Source organism: Sphingopyxis sp. QXT-31 (assembly GCF_001984035.1).
Lineage (GTDB): Bacteria > Pseudomonadota > Alphaproteobacteria > Sphingomonadales > Sphingomonadaceae > Sphingopyxis.
The window spans coordinates 393,904-419,182 of record NZ_CP019449.1; the positions used below are offsets into that span (position 1 = coordinate 393,904).

A 25,279-nucleotide genomic window follows, 5' to 3' on the forward strand; every position below is an offset into this window, starting at 1 on the left:
TGGGAAGCAGGCGATGACGCATCTCCTGCCAGAGCGGGGCGCGCCCTTGGGCTCGACCGTTCTCCTCTGAAACCCGTCTCGAGGGGAAGAAGAGCAAGGTCGATGCGCGCGCCTGTTCTTCATTCGGGGGGACCGGACAGAAGGCACAACGATGAAATTCGACAGCGAGACCAGCTTCCTTACCGCATTCGACAATGAAGAGAGCCGCCACGGCGGGCCCGTTGCCAGTATTGCCGCGCGCGCCCGGCGCCTCGCGCTCATCGGCTGTTTCCGGCCGCGCCAGTGCGGGATCGCGACCTTCACCGCCGACATTTACGACCATCTGACGACCGCGCGTCCCGACATGGCGATCGATGTCTATGCGATGGCAGCCAGGCCGGGCGATGCGAGCGATTCCGCAGCCGTTGCTGGCATCGATGAGAAAGATGCTGATGGATATCGCGCTGCCGCGGAGGCGATAAACGCAAGCGGTGCCGACGCGGTCTGGCTCCAGCATGAGTTCGGGATTTTCGGGGGTCCCGCAGGCAACATGGTGCTGGGGCTCGTCGATCGCGTTGCGGCGCCGCTGATCGTCACCTTCCATACCATCCTCGCCGAGCCGAGCGCCGACCAGCGGCGCGTGATGGAGCATCTCGTCGCGAAGGCGGCGAAGCTCGTCGTGATGAGCGCCTTCGGCCGCGAGACGCTGATCCGCGTCTATGGCGCGAAGGCCGAGCGCATCGAGTTCATCGAGCATGGCACCCCCGACCGGCCCTTCGAAGCATGTTCGCCGCTTCGCGAGCGGCTCGGCCTTGCGGGCCGTCCGGTCGTCTCGACCTTCGGCCTCCTCGGCCCGGGCAAGGGGCTGGAAGCGGCCATCCGCGCGCTGCCGGCGATTGCCGCCCAATATCCCGACATTCTCTATCGGATCGTCGGCGCCACCCATCCCAATCTCGTCGCTGCCGAGGGCGAAGCCTATCGGCAGAGCCTTGCCGACCTCGCCGGGGAGCTCGGCGTCGCGGACAATATCGCCTGGGAGAACCGCTTTCTCGACCTGCCCGAACTCCTCGAACAGATCGAGCTATGCGATATCTATCTCGCGCCCTATCCCAATCTCGCGCAGATCACCTCGGGTACGCTCGCCTACGCGGTGGCGCTCGGCCGCGCGGTCGTATCGACGCCCTTCGTGCATGCGCGCGAACTGCTCGCCGACGACGTGGGCATCCTGCTCGGCGGGGCCGACAGCGACGCGATCGCCGAGGCGGTATTGCTGTTGCTCGCGCACCCCGGCGAACGGCGCGCGCTCCAGGAGCGCGCCTATGCGCGCGGCCGGTCTACCGCCTGGCCGGTCATCGCGGCGCGCTTTGCATCGCTGATCGAAAACGTCGCGGCCGTGCCGGCGCGGCGCGAGCCGCGGCGGATGTTCCCCTCCTTCGCCGCGATCCGCGCGCTCTCGGACGATGTCGGCATATTGCAGCACGGGACGGGGCTCATTCCCGACCGGAATCACGGCTATTGCATCGACGACAATGCCCGCGCTTTAATGCTCGTCAATGCGAGCCCGTCGCTCCGCGAGGAGGAATATGGCCTGCTCTTCGCGCGCTACGCCGCCTTCCTTCACCATGGTTGGAACCCCGATCGCGGGCGCTTCCGCAACTTCATGGCCTATGACCGGCGCTGGCTCGAGGATGAAGGGTCTGAAGACAGCAACGGGCGCACACTCTGGGCGCTCGGCCATGGCGCAGCGCACGCGCGCACGCCGGAACTCCGCGCCTGGTGCGCGGGACTATTTGCGCGCACCGCCCCTTTGGCGGCCGACCTCAAGAGCCCGCGCGCGATCGCGTTCGCACTTCTCGGAGCCGACGAACTCCTGGCGCGCGAGCCGGGGCATGCGGCGGCAGGCGCGATCGTCGAGCGCGGCGGCGCCTTCCTGAACGCGCTCTGGCGCAGCGCGCGGCGGAGCGGCTGGGAGTGGTTCGAACCCGCTCTCGCCTATGACAATGCGCGTCTCGCCGAGGCGCTCCTGCGCGCCGGGCGGCGGACGGATTCCGTTCCGATGGAAGAGGCCGGCATCGGGGCGCTCGACTGGCTCTGCGACATCCAGACGAGCAGCGAGGGGCATTTCCGTCCGATGGGCTGCGAAGGCTTCGGCGCCGAGGGCGAGCTTTTTCCGTTCGATCAACAGCCGCTCGAAGCCTGGGCGACGGTAGATGCCGCCGCCGCCGCCTACCGCTTGACGGGCAAGCTGCGCTGGCATGACCGGGCGGAGCGGGCCTATGGCTGGTTTCTCGGCGCGAACGACCGCGGCGTGGTGATCGCGAGCTCGGCAACGGGGCGCTGCTGCGACGGGCTGACCCGTCACGGGGTCAATTCGAATGTCGGGGCCGAGTCCGCGCTGGCTTTTCACCTTGCGCACCGCGCGATGGCCGATACATTCTGGACGCGGGGGATAGCGAAGGACACCAGCGCCAGCGATGTTGATCTGCAATCCGAACCACACTCCGCTGCACATTCTTCATGACAAGCTTGCGGCCGACCCTGCGCGGGTCGTGCTCAGGCCCTTCCACCTCGCCTGGCAGTCCAATGTGTCCGAACCATCGCGGGCGGCGCAGCTCGCCGCCGACATTTTGGCGATGGACGAGGAGGAGGCCGAGGTACAGCTCGGCCTCGTGTGGAAGGATTTTTCCGAGCGCCACTGGCAGATCGGGCGGATCTTCGACGAACGCTTCGCCGAGGTCGCGGAAGATCTGGCGCTCGATCCCGCCATCGTCTCGCCCGTCAAGCGGCGGCTGATCGGCGCCTATTTCTGCCACGAATATAGCTATGCCGCCGCCGCGCTCATGAACCCGAGCGTCGTCCCGCATCCCGACCAGAGCGGGCTTGCCGCAGACCAGCAGCGCTTTCTCATGTCGATGCGCGCGGTGGGCGAGGGCCATATCAGCTCGGTCGCCTTCCGCGAGGGGATCATCGGCGAGGGCGGCGACTTCACGCTTTGGCCCCAGTCGGGACCCGCGATGGCGGCGGTTGCGGACGACCGCCATCGGCTTGGCGATGACGGCAAGGTGAATGTCCACCGTCAGCCCGACAGTGCGATCTCGAACAGCGTTCTTTTTCCTATGACCGAGGCGCAGCGCGGCGGCATCGAGGATCTGCGCCTCGTGCCCTTCGTCCACGACGATGGCCGCACGGAATATATCGGCACTTATACGGCCTATTCGGGGCAGGCGATCCGCTCGGAGCTCCTGCGCACGACCGATTTCTCGGGCTTCTCGCTCGAGCCTCTGTCGGGCCGCGCCGCGCGCCACAAGGGCATGGCGCTGTTTCCGCGCAAGGTCGGCGGCCGCTATCTCATGATCGCGCGGCAGGACGGCAAGAACATCACCATCATCGCTTCGGACAGTCTCACCGACTGGGACGACGAGGGACAGATCCTCATGCGTCCCGCCTATGCGTGGGAGCTCATCCAGATGGGCAATTGCGGCAGCCCGATCGAATGCGACGAGGGCTGGATCCTTCTCACGCACGGCGTCGGTGCGATGCGCAAATACAGCCTTGGCGCGGCCTTGCTCGACCGCGACGATCCGACCAAACTCATCGCGCGCACCGAGTGCCCGATCCTATCGGCCGCCGAGAGCGACCGCGAAGGTTATGTTCCGAATGTGGTCTATACCTGCGGCGCGATGCGCGTCGGCGGGGACCTGTTCATACCTTACGGGATTTCGGACAGCGCGATCGGTTTTGCGACGACGCCGATCGAGCGGCTGCTCGCGAGCATGCGTTAGAGGCCGGGCGCCTTATTTAAAGGGCGCGGGACGCTCGATCTTCCGCCTGGCATCGACCGATGCGACGAGCACGGCGCAACATAGGCAGCCATCCTCGTCGGTCACCTCGATCCGCAGCGTATCGACATCGTTGATGAGTTCGGGATTGTCGCCGAGGAGGTGCCCCGCATAGCGGGCCGCCTCGACCCGGGCTGCGGCCGTGTCGGGCAGATCGACGCCTTCATCGTCGAGCTCGCGCTGGCCGCTGCTGCTGTGGAAATAATAACGGGGCATCCAACTTCTCCCACCTTCGGCAACTCACAAGTCTGCCTAGGGTTTCGATCCGGCCACCGCCCCTTCGTCACTGCACCACGACACATGCCGATCGGGCGGGCCTCATGCCCGCCTATGGCGCTCAGGCGGCGGCAAATCCAGCCTTGTTCATCACTGCGGTCACATGTTTGTTGCCGTCGTCGCCGAGCGCAGCCCTGAGACGGGGGAAAAGGCGCTGTTCCTCTTCCTCGACATGCGCCTCGATCTGGCTGCGAAATTCGCGGACCTTGGCGATCCAGGCGGGGTCGGCGGCGTCCATTTCCGAGAGGTCGAAAAGATATTGCTTCACATAGCCATGGTCGTGAACGAGCTTGTCGGCGTCCTCGATCTGGCCATGGTCGCGCATCGCCGGATAGACGACATTCTCCTCTTCGAACGCATGTTTGGCGAGCGCGTGCTGGAGCTGGACGAGCAGCGCCTTTCGCTTTTTGACGTCGCTTTCGTCGGTCGCCTCGAGTGCGTCGAACAGCGTCATCGTCAACCGGTGTTCGGCCTTGAGGCCCTCGTCCCACTGTCCCTTGAGCGCGGTGAGGCTCTGCACTGCGGCCTTGCGGCCGAGATTGGCGACGAGACCGACGGCAAATCCCGCCGCGGCCGCACCAAAGAGGAGGGCCGGGTTGCCCTGCGGCCGGCGTGCATTGAAAATGTTGAGGGACATGGGAAGGCTCCTTCGAAAGGTCAGGGATGGTCGAGGCGGGTCTCGACGCGGATGAGCGATACCGCCGTGCGTCGCGGCTGAACGAGCATGAAGTGGGCCGCGACCGCGATGTCCTCGGCGCGAAGCATCTGATGCTTGCCGATCAGTTCCTTCTGCTTCTCGGGCGGGAATTCGGGATATTGGAAGTCGGCACCGGTAAACCCGGGCTCGATCAGTCCGACCTTGATATCCTGCTCCGCCAGCTCCTTGCGGAACGACTGGACGAAGCCCTGTATGCCGCTTTTCGCCGCGACGTAGATCGAGCTGCCCGGACCGCGCGACACCGCGGTCATCGATCCGATCACGATGATGTCGCTGCCCGCCGACATGCAGCGCGCCGCTTCTTGGGCGCAGACGAGATAGGCGGTGAAGTCGGTCTCGAGCTGGTAGCGCGCCTCACTCTCGCCTGCGTCGGCAAGCGCCGCCGCCGGGACGGCGGCGTTGATCACCGCGATGTCGATTTCGCCGAGAAAGTCTCGCGCTGCCTCGAAAAACCGGTCGACATCTTCCGCCACCGAAAGATCGACGTTGATCCCGTCGCCTTCGCCCACTTCGCGGATGCGCTGCAGCGCATCCTCCAGATGTTCGGGGGTACGGCCGCAGACGAACACCTTCACGCCGTAGCTTGCGAGGAGGACCGCGATCGCGCGGCCGATCCCGGTCGTACCCCCGGTTATGATCGCCCGCCGGCCCTTGATGTCGGGAGCCTCGGTATGCGCGTCTGCTTCGTCGATCATGGCTTTTCCTCGAAGGTCGCGGAGACGGGATCGGCTCTCGTTCGCGCTGTCGGCGCGGCGACGACCCAGTAGGGATTGTCATCGTCGGCCTTGAGCAGGCTGCAGAGCGGCGCGCCGTCGACAAACAGCCGTGCGGAGCGGCCTGCCGCTTCGCCGGCAGCGATATCGAGCGCGCTTGCGGGGCTCGCCGCCTCGAAGAGGAGGCGCTTCTCGAGGCCGATATGATCCTCGTCATAGTGCAGCATGAGCGTCGGCTTGCGTGCGGGCGCCGGGCCGTCCGATGTTACTGCCGCGACTTGGCCGGTGACGGGAGCGTTCATCGTCAGTCCCTCAGTAAGCTGGCGGATCGCTGCTCGGGAAGGATTCGTCGGCGGCCTGGTCGACGCGGTCCCACTTACGCCTTACCTCGTCGCGCATGCCGTCCGGTCCCGCCGAGCGGGTCTGATCGAAATTTTCGGGATGCGTCTCGCCGTCGGCGAAGGCGGCCGAATGGCCGTCGTCCTTCGCATCGGCCGGCGCCTGCTTGCGCGTGAACCATAACAGCGCCCCGAGGACGCCGATACCGAGAATTTTTCCGAACCCCGACGAACGGCGGGGCGCCGTCATTGCGTGTGCCATGTCTGTCTCCAGCTTGAGAGAAAATCCGGGAGGCTGAAAGGGCAACGGGGGGGCGGCCTCAAAGTTGCCGCGGCGCCGCACCGATTAACAAATGTTGCGCTGTTTGAACCGGGCGTGCGTGGCGGACGCCTCAGTTCCAGCTGAGAAGGAGGCTGCCATTCGCCGGAACGAGGAAATCGAGGCGGTCGCCGCTTTTCCCATCGGGCCGGATCGCATCGCCGTCCGCCGCGGCGACGCGTATCGCGGGAAGCTCGCCCCGGCTCTTCCGGACGAAGCTGAGCCGGGCCGTGCAGCCTTCGCCGCCGTCGAGGCGAAGCGAGAGCCGCGCTGGCGCCATGCGCTCGAGGGCACGGACGAAATGATCGCAATAAAGGTCGAACGGCGCGCCGTCGACGCGGTGAAAGGCGCGGGTCGCGAAGATGAATGCGGCCCCGGCGCCATAGACTTCCTGCCCCACCTGGCCCGCGGGCTGACCGTCGGCATAAAGATCCTCGACGGGGAAGGAGAGGGCGCGGTCGATGCGTCCGTTACCGGGGCGCTGTTCATCCGAGACGGCCTCGGCGGGCAGCGCGTCGGGATAATAATACCAGGCCCGATCGAGCGCATAGCGGCAATATTCCGAAATCAGCATGCGGGCCGCAGGCTCGAGGTCGGGTCCGCTGTCGGCAAGATAATGTTCGAAAGCGGCGAAGCTGTCGAAACATTCGTAGATCGCCATATAGGGTGCGTCCTGCAGACAGGTTGCGCCCAGAAAGTTGCGGTGGTGGACGGCGAGGCCGATCTCGCTTTCCCAGATCTCGGTGTGATGAAAGAAGCTCGCGAGATAGACATAGCTCTGCTCGCGGTAGACGTCGCGGCCGGTGACCCGCCACAAGCGCATGCAGGCGGCAGCCCCCCAGGCGGTGAGGTTGGCTTGATAATTGATGTCGAAACCCAGACCGACCGCGGTGTCGATCGCGGCGCATGCCTCGTCGAGATACAGCTTCTCGTCGGTGAGCTCGAAAGCCTCGAGCATCACCCAGGCATAGATGCCGCCGACATCGGTCTGGCCGCGCCCGTCGGCTCCGGCGGTCTCGGTGATGACCGAGAAATCGGTGATCTTGTACTGGATCGGCCATTTGTAAGCGAAATGCCGCGCTGCGCGGATCGCATAAGGAAGCGATTTCAGAAACAGCCGCCGCGCCTTCGCGTCGCCATCGAGTGCGAGTTTTCCGAGGTTCAGCAGCGGGTGGTAGAGATACCAGCTGTCGACGGCGTCGGCATCCTTGTCGTCACCGACATTGGGCAGATAGCGGCGCAGCGTCTCGAGCTTCCGGTCGTAGAATTTGCCGAGGCCGGCCTTGAACTCTTCCTCGAGGGGATGAACCTCTCCGCGCCATTTCCCCCAGTCGTGCAGCGCCTGCACGATCGACATCTGGACCATGGCGTCCGGATATTCGGCATCCGTATAGGGGTGCACGTACCGATGACCATAATGGCGCACGGTCGCCTCCGGCGCGGCGCCGAGATGCCGCGCCGTCCGCGCGGCCCTCTGCCGCCAGTCGCGATATTCGGTCGGCGGCAGGGACAGCGAGCGATAGACGGCGCCCAGCATCTGGAGAAATCGCCGTGCGCTGTCGCGCTCGTCTGCCGGAGAGCCGTCGCGGACGACGAGCCTCGCATCGCTCAGCGTATAAGTGATCCCGGGCGCCAGCGGCGCGGCTTCGTCGGCAGTGTGGAGTGTCTGGCCGGGAAGGCGGAAGCCCAGCCCCGGCCAGATGCCTCCCACCGCGGCATCCGGATTGGTGCCAGTCGCCTGGAAGTAGGGATTGAGCGCGGTGAAATCCTGAAAATAGAAAAAGGTACCGAAGGCGGGGTCGGTAAGTTCGCCATAGAGGAGCCCGGCGTTGAGACCGCGTTGCACCGCCTCGACGGTGCCGCGGGCCCCCATCGGATCGTCCTGGGCGTCGAACGGAAAGAGATCGCGCGCTCCGGGCGGAAGTAGCAGCGGCGCCGAGGGGCGGAGTGTCGAGACAAGACGGAGGCAGGGGAGCGGCCCGGGTCGCGCCTCGAGCGCGACCTCATGCGCGCCGATCGCACTTTCGACATGCACGCGGGCGAGCTCGCCGCTCGCGCGCTTGACGCGGCGGACCTTCGCTGCGCCGGGCCACGAGGCCGCGCGCAGGGCGACGCCGCCGCTGTCGGCGCGCCGGACGAACAGCCAGAGCGCTTCGCCGCCCGCAGCAAGTTCGACGGAGAGGTCGTCGATCCTCTGCGAGACGATCGGAGTAGCGACCGCGAGCTCGCCGCGAACGCGAACGAGATCGGGCGTCAGCGGCGTGTCGCGGCGCGTCTCCACGCGCTGGTCAGTCATCGAAACAGGCCTTGGGGACATGGGTGATCCGACAGGCAAGATCGGCTTCCCCCGACGCGACGATATAATGATCGCCGCCATCGGCGATGCCCGTCGTGAAGACGACATCGCGTATATAGAGCTTGTCTTCGAGCGGACGCGTAAGCTCGGGGTTCGCCTCGAGGAGCGGCCGGTGATCGGTGCGGAGGACGACCGAGGGATCGTCGAGATCGAGGAGCGACCAGTAGGTGCGGTAAATGCCGACGATCTCTTTCGGCTCGACCCCATGCCAGAGCGTGAGCCATCCCGCGTCGGTACGGATCGGCGGGGTGCCGCCGCCGATGCGCGCGGTCGCCACCGTGTCGGCATGCGGACGGATGCCGGGGGCCTCATGAGGCTTCCAGTGCAGCGCATCGGGCGAGGTCGCGAGGTTGATCGAGGGGCCCGCCCGCCACTTCGACCCCGGCGGATAGGCGAAATAGAGATCGCCCAGCGGCCGCGTCTGCGCCCAGTAGCGGCCGTCGATCAGGCCCTCGAAGATCAGCATGTCCTTGTTCTGATGATCGAGAACAATCCCCTCGAAGACCCAGTCGAGGCCGTTCGCCGAACTGTAGAGCGTCGTCGAATGGCGCTCCGGGCTCACCGAACAGGTGGTCATCAACCAGCGCCTTCCGACCCGGCTGATGCGCGCGTCCTCGACGCCATAGCATTGAAAATCCGCGCCCGGATCGACAGCCTTGTCGTAATGGACGGCAACGATCTCGAGCCCGTCGGGCGAGAGCTCGACGGGAAGCAGCCACGAAAGCGAGGTTAGTGCCATGACCCGCCAGCTACCGCCGTGCACCATGAACTTTCTGGGATCCGACGTATCGCAAAGCTCGAGCGGCCAGCTATCGACCTTGTAGCGCCCAGCCTCCCACCGGATCGAATGAACATGACCATCCTCGATCGGGACCCGGAGCGCCTCGGCGACGCGCACCATCATCAGGAGATTGCCCGAGGCGAGGCGCAGCAGGCCCGGGTTGAAGGCCCCGAGCACATAGGTCTCGCGGCCGAGCTGACCCGCGAGCGGCGAGCGCGACAGATCGACATCGTCGGGGCCGAAGACCAGCCGATCGGTCGCGAATTGCATGAGTACCGCTCCTTCGCCCAAGCCGGTCAGCGAGCCGGCTTGGTAGCCGGTTTCGCTGCCGGAGCGGATACCGCCTTGCGCGATGCCGATGTCTCGGCCGCCTCCTTCGTTCCGCCTTTTGCGTCGAGGTCGACGCCGGCTTCACGCGGCCAGTGCCGAAGCGTTACGCAGGCATCGAGGAAGGCGGTGACATCGCCAAGTTTGGCCAGCGCGATGCAGGCGTCGTCGAGCTTGTCGGCGAGGCCGGCGGCCGCGAAGAGCGGCGCCGCTTCGGCGCTATGGCCGATAAATTTGCAATGCGCGAAGGCGTCGCTGACGAAGTCCTTGGCCGCCGCATCGCCTGCGAGCAGCGCCGCCCCGTCGTCGCTCGGGAGAAGCGCGACCGCGTCGAACAGCACCGACGGCCCGCCGTCGATCTTGTGCCGGCCCGCGACGCTCGTGCCGTCCGAGAGCGTGATCCCGCCGATCTTCGGTGCAACCAGTTCCCAGACAGCGCCGGCGGCGTCGACCGCTTTGGTCAGCGCCTTGAAGAGCCGCGCATCCGCGCCGTCGGTCGCAAGGATTCCGAGCTTGCGTCCGGCGAAGCTCGCCGGGCCGTTGAGCAGGATACTGAGCGGCCGGGAAGGGGGAAGGTCGGCGAGCGGCTTTGTTGCAGCCTTGGCGGGCGCCGGAAGCGGCAGCCCCAGGCCATCGGCCACCGTGGCTGCGAGGCCGCGGTCGATATGGAGGAGATGCGATACGGTGCGGGCGCGAATGTCGGGGCGTTCGACCTTCGACAGCTCGAAAACAAGCGCGTCGCCGATATGCTTCTGCTCGATCGGGGTCTGGCTCACGAAGAATTGCCGCGCCTGGCTGTAGTGGTCGGCGAAGCTCTCGGGGCGGATGCGGCGCTTGGCGACTTCGGCCTCTTCGGGGAAGCTCGCAAAGCCGCGCGCGGGATCCTCGCGCGGGCCGCCGTCCGTCGGTCCCCAGCTGTTCGGCTCGTAATTGGCGCGGCCGACGGGGTTTCGCATCGCCATATGACCGTCCTGCTGGAAATGCGCCATCGGGCATTTGGGCGCATTGATCGGGATATGGGTGAAGTTCGGGCCGCCGAGCCTTTTGATCTGCGTGTCGAGATAGGAGAAATTGCGGCCCTGGAGCAGCGGATCGTTCGAGAAATCGATGCCCGGGACGATGTTCTGGGTGCAGAAGGCGACCTGCTCGGTCTCGGCGAAGAAATTGTCGACGACGCGGTCGAGAACGAGGCGGCCGACGGTGCGGATCGGCACCTGCTCCTCGGGGATGAGCTTGGTCGCATCGAGCACGTCGAACTCGAACTTGTCCGCAAAGGCGTCGTCGAAAAGCTGAACGCCGAGTTCCCATTCGGGAAAGTCGCCGCTGTTGATTGCATCCCAGAGGTCGCGGCGATGGAAATCGGGATCGGCGCCATTGATCTTGACCGCCTCGTTCCACACCACCGACTGGAGGCCCTGCTTGGGCTTCCAGTGAAATTTGACGAAGGTCGATTTGCCCTTGGCGTCGACGAGGCGGAAGGTGTGGACGCCGAAGCCTTCCATTGTGCGAAACGAGCGGGGGATCGCGCGGTCCGACATCACCCACATGATCATGTGGAAGCTCTCGGGCATCAGGCTCACGAAATCCCAGAAATTGTCGTGGGCCGATTGCGCCTGCGGGAAGGCTCGGTCGGGCTCGGGCTTCACCGAATGGACGAGGTCGGGGAATTTCATCGCATCCTGGATGAAGAAGACCGGGATATTGTTGCCGACAAGATCCCAATTGCCTTCCTTGGTGTAGAGCTTGACCGCAAAGCCGCGCACGTCTCGCGCGAGGTCGAACGAGCCTTTGGAACCCGCGACGGTCGAGAAGCGCACGAAGGCGGGCGTGCGCTCGCCGACGCGCTGGAAGATGTCGGCGCGGCTGACGTCGGCGAGGCTGTCGGTGAGCTCGAAATAGCCGTGCGCGCCATAGCCGCGTGCATGAACGACGCGCTCGGGGATGCGCTCATGGTCGAAGTGAAAGATTTTCTCGCGGAAATGGAAATCCTCGAGCAGCGTCGGGCCGCGCGCGCCCTGCTTGAGGCTGTTCTGGTCGTCGGCGACCGGCACGCCATGCTGGGTGGTGAGCGGCGCATGGCCGGCGCCCGCCTGATGCGTCTCGCCGCCGGTGCCACGATCCTCGCCGTAGCTCTGCATGATCGGCGCATCGGCCGGAAAGACCGGCGCTTTGCGAACCGATTCCCCGCCCATGTCCTTTCCTGCAATCGCAGCGGCGCTCTGCCCACGGCGCGGCTTCGGCTTCGCGGCGTCCGCGCGGGTGGAAGAGGGGGCGGTGGGGGATTTGGCCATGTCGGATCTCGCTTTGTCTGAAGGGGCGCAGCAGTTGGGCGGAACGCGGTCCGCGGGCGTGCAAGCACGCCCTCCAGACCCGGTGATGGAACGAGTTTGCGCTTTGAAAGTTGCTGCACCGGGCATGCGATTAACCTCGATCATGACGATTCCGCTTCCCTTGTTGGCGGTTGCCGGGCTTTCGGATGATCGCAGTTGAGCAGGCCCGCTCACGCATTTCGGACGAACCAGGGAACGTCAGTGATGTTAACCGATCGCTTCTTGAGAGACCGTCGCGGGGTAAGCCTCGAGGCCGGCGAGCGCGCGCGCCTCGAAGCCGCCATCAGCACGACAATGACGGTCGATGCCCGCAAGATCATCGCGCGCGCCGGCGAGCGGCTCGACCAGAGCACGCTCCTCGTCGAGGGCATCATGTCGCGTTACCTCGACGACCGGAACGGTCTCCGCCAGCTTGTCGCGATTCACCTGCCCGGCGACTTCGTCGATCTCCACGCCTACCCGCTGAAACATCTCGACCATGATGTCGGTACGATGACCCCGGCGACGATCGCGATCGTCCCGCATGTCGAGCTCGACGCGATCACCGAGGAAATGCCCGAGCTGACGCGCAAGCTCTGGTTTGCGACCTTGCTCGACGCCGCGATCCACCGCGCCTGGCTCTTCCGGCTTGGCCGCCTCGACGCCATCGGGCGCGTCGCGCATTTCTTCTGCGAAACAAATGTGCGCCTCCAGTCGGCGGGGCTGAGCGACGGGCGCCAGTTCACGCTCGGGCTGACGCAGGCCGATGTCGCCGAGATCTGCGGCCTCACGACAGTGCATGTGAACCGGGTGGTGCGTCATCTTCGCGAGGAAGGGCTTTGCACTTTCCGCAACGGCAAGGTCGAGATCCTCGACGCCGCGAAGCTCGCGCGTCGCGGCCAGTTCGACCCCGCCTATCTTTATATCGACGATCCGGCATCTTCGCCGCAGCCAGACCAGAGGGCCCGCCGATGACCGATGATTTGTCTTCGCCCCAGCCGCCCGAGACGGAAGCGGGGGTCGCCACCGCGGAAGATGGCCTGGTTCTCCTCGATGGCCCCGACGGTGTCGCGGTGACGATGACCGCGGCGGCGGCGCGCAGTACCGGCGAAAGCCTCATCGAGGCGGCGAAGCGAGCGGAAGAACAGCTCGCGGCCAAGCGGTCCTGAAGGATCGCCTGATCGCTCCCGTACGGGGGCGACGGGGCCGTCGCCGATTTGGCGCCAGGGAGCCGACGCACAGCGCGCAGCGCCGATAAACGCATTGATCGATGTTGCATCGCCGCCGTCCGGGGGAACGCGGTGATACGGCGGCGGGTTCTGCCCGGGAGCGACGCCAGCGGGCGCTGCCGACCGAGGAGAAGCCGCACGTGGAAGAGGCCGCCGGACTGATTGCGCCTGCCGCGACGATGATCGCGGCGATGATGACGGCAGCCAATCTCGGCGCGCGCGTGACCGGCTCGGGCTTCGTCGTGTTCACTTTGGGCTCGCTCGCCTGGTCGGTCGTCGGGTTCACATCGGGCCAGACCAATCTTCTTGCGACGAACCTGTTCCTGACGCTCGTCAATCTCGTCGGAATATGGCGCTGGCTCGGCCGCCAGCGCGGCTATGAGGATGGCGCGCGGCGTGCCGCGAAGCGAAGCCGGATCGCGGCCTCGCCCTCGCTCTTCGCCGCGAGTGCGCTAGGCGGTCTTCCGGTGAGCGATATCCGCGGCGAAGTTGTCGGCCAGGCGGTCGATGCGATGATCGAATGCGAAAGCGGATGCCTCTCTTATGTCGTCGTCGCGAGCGGCGGGCTCGGCGGCATCGACGAGACGCTGCGCGCGGTACCGGCGGCGATGCTCGACTGTCATGCCGACGGGCTCGTGCTGCTGATGAGCGCGGCGGAATATGAGAAGCGCGATACGCTCGACGGCGCCGCTTGGCCTGCGCGGCCCCCACGCGGACAGATAGCCACGGAGGCGTTGCTCGCCCCCGCGGCGGCGGCGGGCGAGGGGCCGCGGGGCGCCGGAAAGGAAGTGGCCCATGACGCGGCTCAAGGATAATGGTCTCACCATCGTGCTGCTGCTGCTGTTCGCAGCGTCGATCGTCGGCCACTGGCTAACGGGGTGGCACGTCGCGCTCGCGGACGCTGCGCGGCACCATCAGCCCGGTCTCTCGCTCTGGGCCTATGGCGGCAGTCCGCAATTCCTGTCCTCGGTGTTCGAAAACTGGGAGAGCGAGTTTCTCCAGATGTCGGCCTATGTCGTGCTGACGGCGATGCTCGTTCAGCGCGGCTCGTCGGAATCGCGGGGTCCCGACGCGCCGCTGCGCGACGCCGATCTTGCCGCGCAGGCGCGCAAGCCCGGTGCCCCTGCGGTGCTGCGCAAGGGGCGTCTCGCGCGCGCTCTTTATGCCCGCTCGCTGGGGCTGGTGCTCGCGATGCTGTTTCTTGCCTCCTTCATCCTCCACTGGACGCAGAGCGCGCGCGCGGCCGCCGAGGACGCGCGCGAGCATGGCGAAATCGCCCTTTCCACCTTCGCCTATCTCGGCGACCCCGGCCTCTGGTTCGAATCCTTCCAGAACTGGCAGAGCGAATTTCTGTCGACCGCCGTTCTCGTGCTCTTGTCGATCTTCCTTCGACAGAAAGAGTCGCCCGAATCGAAGCCCGTCGCCGCCCCGCATGCGGAGACGGGATCGTGACGGCGAATGGCCGAGCGAACCGGCGTGCTTGTTACTGCTCCGCTGCCCCGGTGCCTGTCTCGCTGGGCGCTCGGAGCGCCGATTTAATCCTCGAACCGCGGAACGATCACAGCGGACGGGCGTCAGTCGTTCATCGCCCCGAGGCCGGGGGCGCTTCCCCCGACCGGCGCCGGCCCCGCCGACGCTCCCCAGATGACGCCCGGCCTCTGCCCGGGCGGGAGATGATCCATGTCCAGATCCAAGAATGACCTTCCCGATCCGCTGATTCTCGCCGCCGCGGGCGCGGGCATCGCCGTGCTCGCAACCGGCGCGGCGCTCTGGCAGCGCCGTCGGCACCGCGAGAACCGAGGGCAGGAAGAAACAATCGCGACCGACGCGCCGCATTGGACGCTCGACAAAACCTCCTCCCGCGCAATGTTCGGCAAGTCGGTGCTGATCAATCGCCCCCGCGCCGAGCTCTACGCGGCATGGATGCCCGAACGCTTTCCCGAGTTCATGGAGAATGTGGTCGCGGTCGACGACCTCGGCGACGATGTCTCGCAGTGGACGATCAAGGCGCCCGCCGGGCGCGAGGTGACACTGGTCAACCGCATCACCGAGCGCGTCGAGGATGAATCCATCTATTGGCAGAGCACGCCAGCCTCCGACATCGCGAACAGCGGCGAGGTGCGCTTCACCGACGCGCCGGCGGGGCGAGGCACCTATGTCAGCCTGATCATCGCCTATGACCCGCCCGCCGGGAAGGTCGGGCGCCTCGCCGCCAAGCTCCTTCAGCGCGAGCCCGAAGTGCAGGCGCGGCGCGACCTTCACCGTTTCAAGCAGCTCATGGAAACCGGCGAAGTGACGACCAATGCCTCGCCCTCCGCGCGAGGCGCCGAGAGCCCTGCCGAGCCGCACATCTGAACGCCGAACCGCAGCACAATCACATCAAGGAGAAGGCCATGCGCGCCGTGACCTGGCAGGGACGCCACAAGATCAGTGTCGAAACCGTTCCCGATCCCGAAATCGTCAACCCGCGCGATGCGATCATCCGCGTGACCTCTACCGCGATCTGCGGCTCGGACCTTCATCTTTACGACGGCTATATTCCGGGCATGCGCGCGGGCGATATCGTCGGCCACGAATTCATGGGTGAAGTGGTCGAGACCGGCGCATCCTCGACGCTGCATCGGGGCCAGCGCGTCGTCGTGCCTTTCACGATCAGCTGCGGGCAATGCTTCTTCTGCGAGAAGCAGCAATATAGCGCCTGCGACAACAGCAACCCGTCCGAGACGCGCGATGTATCCGAGCTGATGATGGGTCATGCGATGGGCGGGGCGTTCGGATATGCGCATCTCACCGGCGGCTACGCCGGCGGGCAGGCCGAATATGTCCGCATTCCCTATTCGGATGTCGGGCCGGTGGTCATTCCCGACGGCCTTGCCGACGACGACGTGCTCTTCCTCTCGGACATATTGCCGACGGGTTGGCAGGCGGCGGTCAACGCCGACATCGAGCCCGGCGACACCGTCGCGGTGTGGGGCTGCGGCCCCGTCGGCCTGTTCACGATCCAGTCGGCGCTGCTGCTCGGCGCCGGGCGCGTGATCGCGATCGATCACTTTCCGACGCGCCTCGCGCTCGCGAAGAAATATGGTGCAGAGATCCTCGACTATACGAAGGTCGATGTCCGCGAGGCGCTCGCCGAAATGACCGGCGGCATCGGGCCTGACGCCTGCATCGACTGCGTCGGCATGGAGAGCCACGGGTTCACGGTCGACAACATCCTCGACCAGGTGAAGGTCAAGCTGCTCTCGTCCACCGAGCGCATCCACGCCTTGCGCCAAGCGATCCTTGCGTGCCGCAAGGGCGGCCGCCTTTCGATTCCCGGGGTTTACGGCGGTTTCGCCGACAAATTCCCGCTGGGCGAGCTCATGGAGAAGGGCCTCACCGTCAAGAGCGGACAGACGCATGTCCAGCGCTATTCGGGCGAGCTTCTCGATATGATCCAGGCCGGCAAGTTCGATACCGTCTCGCTCATCTCGCATCACGCATCGCTCGAGGACGCCGCCGACATGTACCGGCATTGGCACGACGAGCAGGACCTCTACACGAAGATCGTCCTGAAACCCGGCCTCAAGAAAGGGGACATCTCGGCCCGGCAGGAGCTGCAACATGCCTGATCGCAAACTCGCTGTCGTCACCGGTGCCTCGAGCGGCATCGGCCGCGAGATCGCCATACTCGCTGCGAAGGATGGTTACGACCTCATCGTCGCGGCCGACGAGCCGCTCGTCGATGCTGCCGCAGGTCTTCTCGCAAAGGGCGTCGAGGTTGAGACGGTCGAAGCCGATCTGGCGACCGCTGCCGGGGTCGAACGCCTTCTCGCCGCTGCGGGCGGCAGGCCGATCGACATTCTCGTCGCGAACGCAGGTCACGGCCTCGGTCGCGGTTTTCTAGACCAGCCCGTCGACGCGTGGCGTCACGTCATCGACACCAATATCACCGGCACGCTGCTGCTGCTCCAGCCGGTCCTGAAGGCGATGGTCGCGCGCGGCGAAGGCAAGATACTGATCACCGGCTCGATCGCCGGTCATCTCGCCGGCTCTTTTCAGGCGGTGTATAACGGCACCAAGGCCTTCGTCGACAGTTTCGCCGCGGCGATCGGCAACGAATTGAAGGACAGCGGCGTCACCATCACCTGTCTCAAACCCGGCGCGACCGAGACGCGCTTTTTCGAGCGGGCCGGCATGCTCGACACGAAGGTCGGGCAATCGGAAAAGGACGATCCCGCCGATGTGGCGAAAACCGGATGGGATGCGCTCCTCGCAGGAGAGCATGCGGTCGTTCACGGGCTCAAGAACAAGGCGCAGGTCCTGGCCTCGGGCGCTCTCAGCGAAGCGGCGACAGCCGAGATGCACCGGAAACTGGCCGAGCCGGGGTCGGGGAAGCAAGACTGATCTGGCCGATCCGGCCCCATTTGTTGAAGAGGAGACGATCATGAACAATCGCAATGACAGCAGGGGTGGAGCCTCCGCCAGCGATGGCTCGCTGCCGCAAGAACCTGTGGAACGCCGCGAGAATGTCGGGACGACGACGCCCGAGCGCTATCCCGCCGGCGAGCGCGAGGCCGGCGACGTGTCGGGGGCCGCCAACCGCGGCCATCGGCGCAGCACCGGCAGCGGCCCGGTCAGCGGAAGCGGCGCGGGTGCCGGCGGCAAAGGCAATGCCGAGGATTATGACAGCGATCCGCAAGGCGGCGGCGGGCGCGCTGCCGAACCCGATACGCCCCCGCCCGGCAAGGGAGCGGACGCGCCGGTTGGCGGGAGCCGTTAGGCCCTCGCGGCGGTCGGGCGGCGCGGCGCAATCGCTCTGGCAGCGCCGTACCCGGCCGTTCACTCGATCCGGTAGTCGATCGGCTTGAAGCTGCCGCCGCAGCTGTCGTAGGCCGAGCAGGCGGTGAGCCCGACGATCAGGTCGTCGAGCGCGCGAAGCCGTATGAAGTCACCGGCCTTCGTCGTCGGCGGAAGGACGCGGATCTTGCCGTCGCTGCCGACCGGCACATTCATGAACAGGTTGAACGCGACGGGAATGGCGTCGGCAGCAATCCCATATGGCTCGAGCGCTTCGGCCAGATTGCCGAAGCAGCCGCGGTGAACGGGCTTGTCGGCGTAGAAATGGCGAAAGGTCGCCTCGCTGCACGGCGTCAGCAGAAAATCATGCACCCCGCAGCTATCCTCGACGATCTCGAGCAGCGCGTTTGACCGGTTCGACCACAAGCGGTTGCCGGTCGTCAGCCGGATCGTCTCTTCATAGTCGAACGTCCGCCCGTTCGAGATCGCTTCGCGGGGATCCGCCGCACGAAACGCAAGAAGGTCGCCGACCTGGCCGCCCTCGGGGTCGGTCACGCAGAGAATCTTGTCCTTGGGAAGCGTGAAGGCGACGCCGCTGCGGGGCGCGATCCGGTCGGTCATGAATGCTCCTGAACTGAGAAGGTGCGGCGGGAATGAACTAAGATGTCATGAAGCGGTTGCCGGGAGGAGGACGAAATGCGGCGAGCGAAAGCCGCCGCGCTAATCGCGCGGCGGCTTTGAACGCCGGTTCCGAGCCTCTGTCAGGGGGCCAGCTTGCCGAGTTCGGCTCGGTGCGCTTCCACCACCGGCACAATCTCTGCTGCCGCCTGCTTGAGTGCGACCGCCTCGCCCGAGGCAGCATAGCCTTGGTGCAGCGCCAGTGCCGCACCATGCGCGGTCTTCTGGTGGTCGAGATAGATTTTGTCGATGCCCGCGGCATCGGCGGCCTTGATGTCCGCCAGCATCTTCTCCTGGTCGGGAGCAAGTGTCGGTGCCGGCGCCTGGACCCCGGCGCTCGCGGCGGCCGCCTTCACTTTCGCGGTCGATTTTCCGTGATTGTCGATCATCATCTCGGCAAAGGCCCTGACCTTTGCATCTTTCGATTTGGCGAGCAGGGCTTTCGACGATTCGATCTCCCAGAGGTCGCCGGCACCCGCCTGCGCGATATAATCGGCCGTGCTGACTGCTTGCGCCGGCGTTGCGGCGGCCGGACCGGGCTCGGGTGCCACAACGGCCGTGTCAGCAGACGCGGCGGCTTGCTCCTCGTCGCGCGTATCGGGTCCGCCGCATCCCGCGACGATCGCGGTGATCGCCGCGGCTCCAATCCATGTCTTCATCTCGTCTCTCCTCAAATGATCTTCTGCGCTTCGGCCTCCCGGCTTTTCCGCATGCAAGACCGGGCCGCGGCGCGCGCGGCCCGGTCTTTCACCCGGAAAGCGGGGGCGAAGGTCAGCTGCGCTGTTTGCCCTGATCCTTGCTTCCCGACTGCTTGTCGGCTCCCGACTGGCTCTTGCCGCCGTCCTGCTGCTGCTGGCTGCCCTTGCCGGACGAGCTGCCCTGCTGCTTGCCGTCTTTCTTGTCATTCTGTGCCATGACGCATCCTTTCCATGCGGCCCGAGGCGGGCCAATATGGAAACCCCGCGCTTGTCCGGCTTGTTGCGTGAAAGAGGAGCCGGGTTGATCGAAGTTATACGCTTTTGGCGTGCCGCAACGGTCCGGGGCGCCGTGCGCGTTCCGGCCGCCTTTCGCGACGGCGCGGGCGCCTGGCGTTGGGTGAGGCGGGCAGGCGCGTTCGGCGCTTCGCCGGACTTATCATGCGTGCGGGAGGGCGGCGGCGCGTCGCCGGTGCGGCCAAAAAGGGCCCGGCGCGCGGCGCGGCTCGCGGTCGCCTGACGCACCTTCAACCGAGGCAGGCGACGATCGCCTCGATCACCGCGATCGTCTCCCTGGGGTCGCGCACGCGCACCGTGTCGAGCCCGAGCAGCTTCGCCGGATAGTCGTTGCCGCCCGGAAAGATCGCGTCGCCGATGAAGATCATGTCGCCGAGCGCGATTCCGCTCTCGGCGCTCAGCTTCTTTAGTCCATAGCCCTTGTCGACGCCCTCGCGCGTGACGTCGATCGAAGTCGCGCCGCCCATGTTGATCGACAGGCCCGGGAGCCGCTCGCCGAGATCCGCCTGGATGATCCGCCGCTTCGCGAAGTCGGGATCCCAGACTTCCTTGGCGGCGATCGGCGCCTGCTGGCCGAGCGCCGAGAAAGTGATCTGGCTGCCGCGGTCCTCGATGCGATCGCCCCAGACTTCCTCGGGAACGAACCTCGTCGCCTCGAGCGACGCGTCGAAGGCGGCGAGGATGCGCGCCTTTTCCTCGTCGCTGAACAGCTCGGCATAAAGCGGCGTCCAGCCGCCGCCGCGGTGGACGAAAAGCTTCGTGCCCGTCGTCGGCATCAGCCAGAGCCGGCCCCGATCGGCGTCTGCCGGAAGTCGGCTCGCGACCTGCTTGTCGAATTGCGGCCAGTCGCCGCCCGAAATCACCGCGACCTCGGCGACGCCCAGGAGCGTCGCGATCGCCGTGCCCATCTCGGGGGCGAGCGGCTGCTTGCTTTCCGCCAGGGTTCCATCGAGATCGAAGGCGACGAGTTTCTTCATGATTGTCTCCTCTGTTCGCTGTCGCCGACGCTGAGCCGACAAAGCATCCCAATCGCCTGAAGCCTCTCGAAGTTCCTGCGGGCACCTCGCCCCGACCTACCTCCCAGGCAAAATGTCAAAGGCGGGGCGAGAGCACGGCGGGAGCGGGCGTGGCGGGGACGGGTGGCGGGCCGTCGTTGTCGGCATGCCGCGGCCGCGGCAAGGTCGGGGCCGGTCGCTGGGCGACCCGCGAGCCTAACGCAACGAGTTCGGCTTTGGAGGCGTTAGCGTCTCGATGACGAGGAAGACCATTCGATGACCCCGCGCTGGCCTTCGGTGCTCTGGGTGGTTCGCCACGGCCAAAGCGCGGGCAATGTCGCGCGCGATGCCGCCGACGCGGCGGGTGACCTGCGCATTGCGCTCGACCACCGCGATGTCGATGTGCCCCTCTCCGCGCTGGGCGAGCAACAGGCACAGGCGCTCGGCGCCTGGTTCGCAGCGGGCGAAGAAGACGGCCGCCCCGAGATCATGCTCGCCTCGCCCTATGTCCGGGCCGTGCAGACCGCCGAAATCTTTCGCGGCGCAGGAGGCTGCGCGGCCGACGAGAAAATCTGCATCGACGAGCGGCTGCGCGAGAAGGAGTTCGGCATCCTCGACGGCCTCACGCGCCGAGGCATCGAGGCGGCGCATCCCGATCAGGCCGAATTCCGGCTGGCGCTTGGCAAATTCTATCACCGCCCGCCGGGCGGTGAGAGCTGGTGCGATGTGATCCTGCGCCTCCGCTCGCTCCTCGACACGGTCTCGCTCCACTATGGCGGGCTGCGCGTGATGATCGTCGCGCACCAGGTGGTCGTCCTTTGCCTGCGCACCATCATCGAAAATCTGGGAGAGGCCGAGATATTGGCAATCGACAGCGAGGGCGACGTCGCCAATTGCGCGATCACCGAATATCGTTTCGACGCGGACGTGGGCCGCGACGGCAACCTCGTCCTGTCGCGCTACAATGTGACTGCGCCAATGGAGGGCGAAGTCCCGGTCACCCGCGAACCCGATGCGATGGTGGCCGCGCGTGGCTGAGGCAACCCCGCTCGACACCACCTGGCTCAAGGCGCATCCGCTTCCCGATCATCATGACAATGTCGACAAGAACGGCCGCGGCCGGGTGCTCGTGATCGGCGGTTGCCGCCGGGTGCCAGGCGGCATGCTGCTCACCGCCGAGGCGGCGTTCCGCGCCGGGGCGGGCAAGGTGACGATCGCGACGATCGCCTCGGCGGCGATCCCGATCGGCATCGCCTTTCCGGCCTGCGCCGTCGTCGCGCTCCCCGAAACCGAAGCGGGCGAGATTGCGCCCGAGGCGGCCGAACTGCTGCTCGCCGAGGTGGCGCTGCACGACGCCGTCGTCTTCGGGCCCGCGATGATCGACGCCGACATCGTCCGGACCTTGCTCGAAGCCCTGCTGCCGGCGCTGCCCGAGGACATCTTCCTCCTCCTCGACGCCGTCGCGCTGCGCGCAGCGGCCGCACATTCGGATGCGATCCGGCCGCGCGCCGCGCACACAATCCTCACCCCGCACGAAGGCGAACTTGCCGCGATGCTCGATGTAGCGAAAGAGGAGGTCGCAAGCGACCCGCTCGCGTCGCTCGGCAAGGCGGCCGACCGCTTCGGCGCGGCGGTGATGGTCAAGGGCGCGACGAGCCATCTCATCGCCGAGGGGAGCTGCCTGGCTTATGCGGGCGGCGGGCTCGGCCTTGCCGTCAGCGGCTCGGGCGACGTGCTGGCGGGCCTCATCGCCGGGCTCGGCGCGCAAGGCCTCTCGCCCCTGCAGGCGTCCGCCTGGGGCATCTGGCTGCACGGCGAAGCGGGGCGGCGGCTCGGCGAAACCATGGGGCCGCTCGGCTATCTTGCGCGCGAGCTGCTGCCGCTCGTCCCGGGGCTGATGCGCGGTGTCTGAGCTCGATCGCCTCGACCCCGATCTCCTGCTGCCGATCGCGGGGGCGGTCATCGCCGGCGCGATTATCGGCGGCGAGCGCGAATATCGCGCGAGCCCGGCGGGTCTGCGCACCCATATCCTCGTCGCGCTGTCCTGCTGTCTCCTCATGCTGTCGGCCGTTCACCAGATGGAATGGCTCACCGACACGCCGACCGAGGTCGTGCGCATCGATCCCGTGCGCATGGCGCATGGCGTGCTCACCGGGATCGGCTTCCTGTGCGGGGGCGTGATCTTTCGCGAGGGGCTCAATGTCCGCGGGCTCACCACCGCTGCATCGCTCTGGATGACCGCGACACTCGGCATCCTGTTCGGGGTCGGCTTCTACGAACTCGCCATCTTCGGCGGCGTCGCGACCTTCCTCGTGCTCGCTGCCGTCACCTGGACCGAGCGCCACGCGCCGCAGCGGCGCATCGCGCATATCACGCTCGACTATCGGGCGGGAACGAGCATCGCCTCGGCCGAGGTCATCGCCCTGCTCGGCGAACATGGCCTCAAGGCGATCACCGTCGAACAGCGCCGCGCCGGCGGCGCGCCCGGTTTTACCGCCATCGCCGCAGGCTATGGCGAGGAATGTGCCGATGCGCTGGCGGCGGCGCTCAGCGAGGACGATCGCATCGCCGCCTTTGACATCAGGCCGCAGCAGGGATGAAGGGTGGGGCCGGAACGGGCGCGGGCATGCCCGCTGGCCGCGACCCTTCGGGCGAGCCCGCTTATGATGCGCTCGTCATCGGCGCGGGACCCGGAGGGCTCACCGCCGCTCTCTACCTTGCGCGCTATCGCCGCCGCACCCTCGTGCTCCACGACGGACGCTCGCGCGCGCTTGGCGCGCCGATGGCCTGGAACGTGCCCGGATTTCCCGACGGAATATCGGGAGCCGATCTCGTCGCGCGGCTCACCGATCAGGCAGAGAGATACGGTGCCGAAATCGAATTGGCGCGCGTCGACTGTCTGTCCGCAGGCGCCGGCGGTGCCCCCTTCGCGGCGCGGCTCGAGGACGGCCGCCGCCTGTCGGCGCGCGGGCTCATTCTCGCGACCGGCGTCATCACCAACGAGGCGGTGCTCGATAGCGGCGACCATGACGCCGCCGTCCGGAGCGGCGCGCTGCGCTACTGCCCGATCTGCGACGGATTTGAGCATCGCGGGCGCAAGATCGCCGTACTCGGGTCGGACCTTCATGGCGCCGCCGAGGCGATGTTCCTGAGGCAATATACCGACGATGTGACCCTCATCCCCAAGTGGCAGGTCGAGCTCACGCCCGCGCAGCGTGCCGAACTCGCGGCCAGCGACGTGCGGATCGAGGAGCGGCAGCTGCTTCGCCTCGCGCACCGGGACAGACGCATAGCGGTGCAGCTGGAGGGTGCAGAGGACGCGCTTTTCTTCGACACCCTCTATCCGGCGCTCGGGTCCGAACCGCGCAGCGAATTGCTGGCGGGGCTCGGTCTCCAAGGCGACGCCAATCGCTGCCTGCCGGCCGATGCCTTTGCCGAGCCCTTGATGCCCGGCGTCTACGGCGCCGGCGATGTTCTCGCCGGGCTCGACCAGATCAGCACCGCGACGGGCCATGGCGCGGCGGCTGCGACGCGGCTTCACAACTGGCTGCGCCGTGTCGAAGGGCATGTAATGGCGGACCAGCACTGAAAGGCAAGGGGCAGGCTATCGTTTCGACGGATGCACGAAAGCTGCTCGGCCGGGCGCGTTCGGCCCACATAGTCGTTCGGCAAAACCGGCCTCGATGACCTGGTGACGCGACGGGCAGATGGGGCCCAGCCCGCCGCAGCGCGTGCAGGATTGATCTCGATCATCACGATTTTCGCGCCTTGGGGTCCCAAATCTGCTATGCAGAAGTGGCTGAGTCCCACCCTCGTCGGCGTCTCTTGCGGCTGCCTCATTTTGCAGCCCGCCCTTTACATGAGGCCTGCCGATCATTGGGTGCTGAGAGCAGGGTCGCGCTTGCTCCGGAACAGGAATGGAGCATGTCATGCGCCTTTTTCATCTTCTTTTTCATGGCGAGGATGCGCGCGAGCCGCGCCGCGTCGAATTTCGCGCCCCCGACGCCTATCAGGCCTTCCAGTTCGCGCTCAACGATCGCGGCAGTGCCGAGGTCGAACTATGGGACGGCGAGCAGCTTCTCGTTCGCATGAGCAAGACCGAAGCCAATCTCTGGAAACTGCACGGCCTCCCCCCATCCCAAGGCACCGCGGGGTCCTCTGCTCAGTCAGGGGCGGCCGCCGCCTGACCCGCGCTGCGGAGGTGACGGGCGCGCGATGGACGCGTGACAGGTGGATGACGCCCGCTTGCCCGCCTCAGGCGGGCCGGCCGTCTTGCCCGGCGCAGAGGCCGAGGCATGCATCGACGAGCGCGCTCATCAGCACGGGTTTCGAGAAGAAGAAGCTGCCCTCGACCTGTCGATCGGCAAGCGGCACATTGGCCGAGGCATAGACGACGCCGCCGCCCGGATGAAGCGCGCGATAGGCTTCCGCGAGGCTCCATCCGTCGAGAGCGCCGGCAAGCCGGATATCGGTCACGAGAATATGCGGTCGCTCCTCGCCGATCAGGAGCAGTGCGTCCTCGGCGGTTTCGACCTCGCGAACCGCGAACCCGGCTGCCTCGAGCGCCTCGACGATGTCGATGCGGACGAGCCATTCGTCTTCGGCGACGATGGCCGTGCAGAGAGGGGCGGGGGACGGGTTTGGCACGCTG

General features: G+C 66.5%; 27 protein-coding genes and 1 pseudogene. 15 read left to right on the forward strand and 13 right to left on the reverse strand.

Going from position 1 to position 25,279, the window contains the following annotated elements:
• Nucleotides 1-151 precede the first annotated feature (151 nt).
• Together BWQ93_RS01950 and BWQ93_RS01955 are read left to right on the forward strand one after the other, a co-directional pair.
• Nucleotides 152-2,500 carry a glycosyltransferase family 4 protein gene (locus BWQ93_RS01950; RefSeq protein ID WP_083720500.1) on the forward strand — a complete coding sequence of 783 codons (2,349 nt, stop codon included), beginning with the start codon at nucleotides 152-154 and terminating at the stop codon, nucleotides 2,498-2,500.
• Nucleotides 2,454-3,761, forward strand: a complete 1,308-nt coding sequence (locus tag BWQ93_RS01955) for a glycoside hydrolase family 130 protein (RefSeq protein ID WP_077029053.1) — start codon at nucleotides 2,454-2,456, stop codon at nucleotides 3,759-3,761. The genes BWQ93_RS01950 and BWQ93_RS01955 overlap by 47 nt, the downstream gene beginning before the upstream one ends.
• 12 nt (nucleotides 3,762-3,773) lie before the next feature.
• Here the strand turns inward: BWQ93_RS01955 and BWQ93_RS01960 are convergent, their stop codons facing one another.
• From BWQ93_RS01960 to BWQ93_RS01995, 8 genes and pseudogenes are all read right to left on the reverse strand, one after another.
• Complete coding sequence (locus tag BWQ93_RS01960) at nucleotides 3,774-4,034, reverse strand: DUF6894 family protein (RefSeq protein WP_054728047.1); 261 nt, start codon at nucleotides 4,032-4,034, stop codon at nucleotides 3,774-3,776.
• Nucleotides 4,035-4,155: 121 nt separating this feature from the next.
• Complete coding sequence (locus BWQ93_RS01965) at nucleotides 4,156-4,731, reverse strand: hemerythrin domain-containing protein (protein WP_077029054.1); 576 nt, start codon at nucleotides 4,729-4,731, stop codon at nucleotides 4,156-4,158.
• Nucleotides 4,732-4,751: 20 nt separating this feature from the next.
• Nucleotides 4,752-5,507 (reverse strand): SDR family oxidoreductase, encoded by a 756-nt coding sequence (locus BWQ93_RS01970; protein WP_077029055.1) that lies wholly within the window; start codon nucleotides 5,505-5,507, stop codon nucleotides 4,752-4,754.
• Nucleotides 5,504-5,827: a hypothetical protein gene (locus tag BWQ93_RS01975; RefSeq protein ID WP_156878093.1), complete on the reverse strand. Its 324-nt coding sequence runs from the start codon at nucleotides 5,825-5,827 to the stop codon at nucleotides 5,504-5,506. The genes BWQ93_RS01970 and BWQ93_RS01975 overlap by 4 nt, the downstream gene beginning before the upstream one ends.
• Nucleotides 5,828-5,837: 10 nt before the next feature.
• Entirely contained in the window at nucleotides 5,838-6,125 is a 288-nt protein-coding gene (locus BWQ93_RS01980) for a hypothetical protein (protein WP_198040449.1), read from the reverse strand.
• A gap of 130 nt (nucleotides 6,126-6,255) precedes the next feature.
• The gene (locus tag BWQ93_RS01985; RefSeq protein WP_077029058.1) at nucleotides 6,256-8,478 is read right to left on the reverse strand and encodes a hypothetical protein; all 2,223 of its coding nucleotides are present in this window, start codon (nucleotides 8,476-8,478) and stop codon (nucleotides 6,256-6,258) included.
• A complete protein-coding gene (locus tag BWQ93_RS01990) occupies nucleotides 8,471-9,589 on the reverse strand; it encodes a glycosidase (RefSeq protein WP_077029059.1) in 1,119 nt (372 codons plus the stop codon). Before BWQ93_RS01990 ends, BWQ93_RS01985 begins: the two co-directional genes overlap by 8 nt.
• 119 nt (nucleotides 9,590-9,708) lie before the next feature.
• Nucleotides 9,709-11,784, reverse strand: a pseudogene (locus BWQ93_RS01995) (catalase); the annotation flags it as partial.
• Nucleotides 11,785-12,180: 396 nt separating this feature from the next.
• Here BWQ93_RS01995 and BWQ93_RS02000 point away from each other — a divergent pair.
• From BWQ93_RS02000 to BWQ93_RS02035, 8 genes are all read left to right on the forward strand, one after another.
• Nucleotides 12,181-12,930 (forward strand): Crp/Fnr family transcriptional regulator, encoded by a 750-nt coding sequence (locus tag BWQ93_RS02000; RefSeq protein ID WP_077029060.1) that lies wholly within the window; start codon nucleotides 12,181-12,183, stop codon nucleotides 12,928-12,930.
• Complete coding sequence (locus BWQ93_RS02005) at nucleotides 12,927-13,124, forward strand: hypothetical protein (RefSeq protein ID WP_077029061.1); 198 nt, start codon at nucleotides 12,927-12,929, stop codon at nucleotides 13,122-13,124. Before BWQ93_RS02000 ends, BWQ93_RS02005 begins: the two co-directional genes overlap by 4 nt.
• A gap of 200 nt (nucleotides 13,125-13,324) precedes the next feature.
• Nucleotides 13,325-13,999, forward strand: a complete 675-nt coding sequence (locus tag BWQ93_RS02010) for a PRC-barrel domain-containing protein (protein WP_077029062.1) — start codon at nucleotides 13,325-13,327, stop codon at nucleotides 13,997-13,999.
• The gene (locus tag BWQ93_RS02015; RefSeq protein ID WP_077029063.1) at nucleotides 13,980-14,636 is read left to right on the forward strand and encodes a DUF6766 family protein; all 657 of its coding nucleotides are present in this window, start codon (nucleotides 13,980-13,982) and stop codon (nucleotides 14,634-14,636) included. Before BWQ93_RS02010 ends, BWQ93_RS02015 begins: the two co-directional genes overlap by 20 nt.
• 228 nt (nucleotides 14,637-14,864) lie before the next feature.
• Complete coding sequence (locus BWQ93_RS02020; protein WP_077029064.1) at nucleotides 14,865-15,539, forward strand: SRPBCC family protein; 675 nt, start codon at nucleotides 14,865-14,867, stop codon at nucleotides 15,537-15,539.
• 38 nt (nucleotides 15,540-15,577) lie between these two features.
• Nucleotides 15,578-16,795, forward strand: a complete 1,218-nt coding sequence (locus BWQ93_RS02025) for a zinc-dependent alcohol dehydrogenase (protein ID WP_077029065.1) — start codon at nucleotides 15,578-15,580, stop codon at nucleotides 16,793-16,795.
• Nucleotides 16,788-17,570 (forward strand): SDR family NAD(P)-dependent oxidoreductase, encoded by a 783-nt coding sequence (locus BWQ93_RS02030; protein ID WP_077029066.1) that lies wholly within the window; start codon nucleotides 16,788-16,790, stop codon nucleotides 17,568-17,570. The genes BWQ93_RS02025 and BWQ93_RS02030 overlap by 8 nt, the downstream gene beginning before the upstream one ends.
• 40 nt (nucleotides 17,571-17,610) lie before the next feature.
• Nucleotides 17,611-17,946, forward strand: a complete 336-nt coding sequence (locus BWQ93_RS02035) for a hypothetical protein (RefSeq protein ID WP_137892530.1) — start codon at nucleotides 17,611-17,613, stop codon at nucleotides 17,944-17,946.
• 59 nt (nucleotides 17,947-18,005) lie between these two features.
• Here BWQ93_RS02035 and BWQ93_RS02040 read toward each other — a convergent pair whose 3' ends face one another.
• From BWQ93_RS02040 to BWQ93_RS02050, 4 genes are all read right to left on the reverse strand, one after another.
• Nucleotides 18,006-18,584 (reverse strand): DUF1989 domain-containing protein, encoded by a 579-nt coding sequence (locus tag BWQ93_RS02040; RefSeq protein ID WP_056350133.1) that lies wholly within the window; start codon nucleotides 18,582-18,584, stop codon nucleotides 18,006-18,008.
• Between the two features lie 140 nt (nucleotides 18,585-18,724).
• Nucleotides 18,725-19,300: a DUF4142 domain-containing protein gene (locus BWQ93_RS02045; RefSeq protein WP_083720504.1), complete on the reverse strand. Its 576-nt coding sequence runs from the start codon at nucleotides 19,298-19,300 to the stop codon at nucleotides 18,725-18,727.
• Nucleotides 19,301-19,412: 112 nt separating this feature from the next.
• Nucleotides 19,413-19,556, reverse strand: coding sequence for a hypothetical protein (locus BWQ93_RS20610; protein WP_156344034.1), 144 nt, complete (start codon nucleotides 19,554-19,556; stop codon nucleotides 19,413-19,415).
• A 307-nt stretch (nucleotides 19,557-19,863) separates the two neighbouring features.
• A complete protein-coding gene (locus tag BWQ93_RS02050) occupies nucleotides 19,864-20,610 on the reverse strand; it encodes an HAD-IIB family hydrolase (protein ID WP_077029068.1) in 747 nt (248 codons plus the stop codon).
• A gap of 294 nt (nucleotides 20,611-20,904) precedes the next feature.
• On the opposite strand from BWQ93_RS02050, the gene BWQ93_RS02055 reads away from it, so the two are divergent.
• The 5 genes from BWQ93_RS02055 to BWQ93_RS02075 all read left to right on the forward strand — a co-directional run bounded on the left by BWQ93_RS02055 (nucleotide 20,905) and on the right by BWQ93_RS02075 (nucleotide 24,815).
• Nucleotides 20,905-21,666 (forward strand): histidine phosphatase family protein, encoded by a 762-nt coding sequence (locus BWQ93_RS02055; protein WP_077029069.1) that lies wholly within the window; start codon nucleotides 20,905-20,907, stop codon nucleotides 21,664-21,666.
• The gene (locus BWQ93_RS02060; protein ID WP_232314704.1) at nucleotides 21,659-22,540 is read left to right on the forward strand and encodes an NAD(P)H-hydrate dehydratase; all 882 of its coding nucleotides are present in this window, start codon (nucleotides 21,659-21,661) and stop codon (nucleotides 22,538-22,540) included. Before BWQ93_RS02055 ends, BWQ93_RS02060 begins: the two co-directional genes overlap by 8 nt.
• Nucleotides 22,533-23,228 carry an MgtC/SapB family protein gene (locus BWQ93_RS02065; RefSeq protein WP_077029071.1) on the forward strand — a complete coding sequence of 232 codons (696 nt, stop codon included), beginning with the start codon at nucleotides 22,533-22,535 and terminating at the stop codon, nucleotides 23,226-23,228. The genes BWQ93_RS02060 and BWQ93_RS02065 overlap by 8 nt, the downstream gene beginning before the upstream one ends.
• A gap of 26 nt (nucleotides 23,229-23,254) precedes the next feature.
• Nucleotides 23,255-24,217, forward strand: a complete 963-nt coding sequence (locus tag BWQ93_RS02070) for an NAD(P)/FAD-dependent oxidoreductase (protein WP_077032147.1) — start codon at nucleotides 23,255-23,257, stop codon at nucleotides 24,215-24,217.
• 340 nt (nucleotides 24,218-24,557) lie between these two features.
• Nucleotides 24,558-24,815 (forward strand): hypothetical protein, encoded by a 258-nt coding sequence (locus BWQ93_RS02075; protein WP_156878094.1) that lies wholly within the window; start codon nucleotides 24,558-24,560, stop codon nucleotides 24,813-24,815.
• 67 nt (nucleotides 24,816-24,882) lie between these two features.
• On the opposite strand, the gene BWQ93_RS02080 is transcribed toward BWQ93_RS02075, so the two are convergent.
• Complete coding sequence (locus tag BWQ93_RS02080; RefSeq protein ID WP_077029073.1) at nucleotides 24,883-25,275, reverse strand: response regulator; 393 nt, start codon at nucleotides 25,273-25,275, stop codon at nucleotides 24,883-24,885.
• Between the last annotated feature and the right edge of the window lie 4 nt (nucleotides 25,276-25,279).

What these genes read in the sequence shown, in the direction of transcription:
- BWQ93_RS01965 (WP_077029054.1), bottom strand. Translation starts at nt 4,731, where the DNA reads ATGTCCCTCAACATTTTCAATGCACGCCGGCCGCAGGGCAACCCGGCC.
- BWQ93_RS01975 (WP_156878093.1), bottom strand. Translation starts at nt 5,827, where the DNA reads ATGAACGCTCCCGTCACCGGCCAAGTCGCGGCAGTAACATCGGACGGC.
- BWQ93_RS01950 (WP_083720500.1), top strand. Translation starts at nt 152, where the DNA reads ATGAAATTCGACAGCGAGACCAGCTTCCTTACCGCATTCGACAATGAA.
- BWQ93_RS02030 (WP_077029066.1), top strand. Translation starts at nt 16,788, where the DNA reads ATGCCTGATCGCAAACTCGCTGTCGTCACCGGTGCCTCGAGCGGCATC.
- BWQ93_RS02070 (WP_077032147.1), top strand. Translation starts at nt 23,255, where the DNA reads ATGCCCGCTGGCCGCGACCCTTCGGGCGAGCCCGCTTATGATGCGCTC.
- BWQ93_RS02045 (WP_083720504.1), bottom strand. Translation starts at nt 19,300, where the DNA reads ATGAAGACATGGATTGGAGCCGCGGCGATCACCGCGATCGTCGCGGGA.
- BWQ93_RS01960 (WP_054728047.1), bottom strand. Translation starts at nt 4,034, where the DNA reads ATGCCCCGTTATTATTTCCACAGCAGCAGCGGCCAGCGCGAGCTCGAC.
- BWQ93_RS02050 (WP_077029068.1), bottom strand. Translation starts at nt 20,610, where the DNA reads ATGAAGAAACTCGTCGCCTTCGATCTCGATGGAACCCTGGCGGAAAGC.
- BWQ93_RS02025 (WP_077029065.1), top strand. Translation starts at nt 15,578, where the DNA reads ATGCGCGCCGTGACCTGGCAGGGACGCCACAAGATCAGTGTCGAAACC.
- BWQ93_RS02020 (WP_077029064.1), top strand. Translation starts at nt 14,865, where the DNA reads ATGTCCAGATCCAAGAATGACCTTCCCGATCCGCTGATTCTCGCCGCC.
- BWQ93_RS02040 (WP_056350133.1), bottom strand. Translation starts at nt 18,584, where the DNA reads ATGACCGACCGGATCGCGCCCCGCAGCGGCGTCGCCTTCACGCTTCCC.
- BWQ93_RS02035 (WP_137892530.1), top strand. Translation starts at nt 17,611, where the DNA reads ATGAACAATCGCAATGACAGCAGGGGTGGAGCCTCCGCCAGCGATGGC.
- BWQ93_RS20610 (WP_156344034.1), bottom strand. Translation starts at nt 19,556, where the DNA reads ATGGCACAGAATGACAAGAAAGACGGCAAGCAGCAGGGCAGCTCGTCC.
- BWQ93_RS02015 (WP_077029063.1), top strand. Translation starts at nt 13,980, where the DNA reads ATGACGCGGCTCAAGGATAATGGTCTCACCATCGTGCTGCTGCTGCTG.
- BWQ93_RS01955 (WP_077029053.1), top strand. Translation starts at nt 2,454, where the DNA reads ATGTTGATCTGCAATCCGAACCACACTCCGCTGCACATTCTTCATGAC.
- BWQ93_RS01980 (WP_198040449.1), bottom strand. Translation starts at nt 6,125, where the DNA reads ATGGCACACGCAATGACGGCGCCCCGCCGTTCGTCGGGGTTCGGAAAA.
- BWQ93_RS01990 (WP_077029059.1), bottom strand. Translation starts at nt 9,589, where the DNA reads ATGCAATTCGCGACCGATCGGCTGGTCTTCGGCCCCGACGATGTCGAT.
- BWQ93_RS02005 (WP_077029061.1), top strand. Translation starts at nt 12,927, where the DNA reads ATGACCGATGATTTGTCTTCGCCCCAGCCGCCCGAGACGGAAGCGGGG.
- BWQ93_RS01970 (WP_077029055.1), bottom strand. Translation starts at nt 5,507, where the DNA reads ATGATCGACGAAGCAGACGCGCATACCGAGGCTCCCGACATCAAGGGC.
- BWQ93_RS02000 (WP_077029060.1), top strand. Translation starts at nt 12,181, where the DNA reads ATGTTAACCGATCGCTTCTTGAGAGACCGTCGCGGGGTAAGCCTCGAG.
- BWQ93_RS01985 (WP_077029058.1), bottom strand. Translation starts at nt 8,478, where the DNA reads ATGACTGACCAGCGCGTGGAGACGCGCCGCGACACGCCGCTGACGCCC.
- BWQ93_RS02055 (WP_077029069.1), top strand. Translation starts at nt 20,905, where the DNA reads ATGACCCCGCGCTGGCCTTCGGTGCTCTGGGTGGTTCGCCACGGCCAA.
- BWQ93_RS02075 (WP_156878094.1), top strand. Translation starts at nt 24,558, where the DNA reads ATGCGCCTTTTTCATCTTCTTTTTCATGGCGAGGATGCGCGCGAGCCG.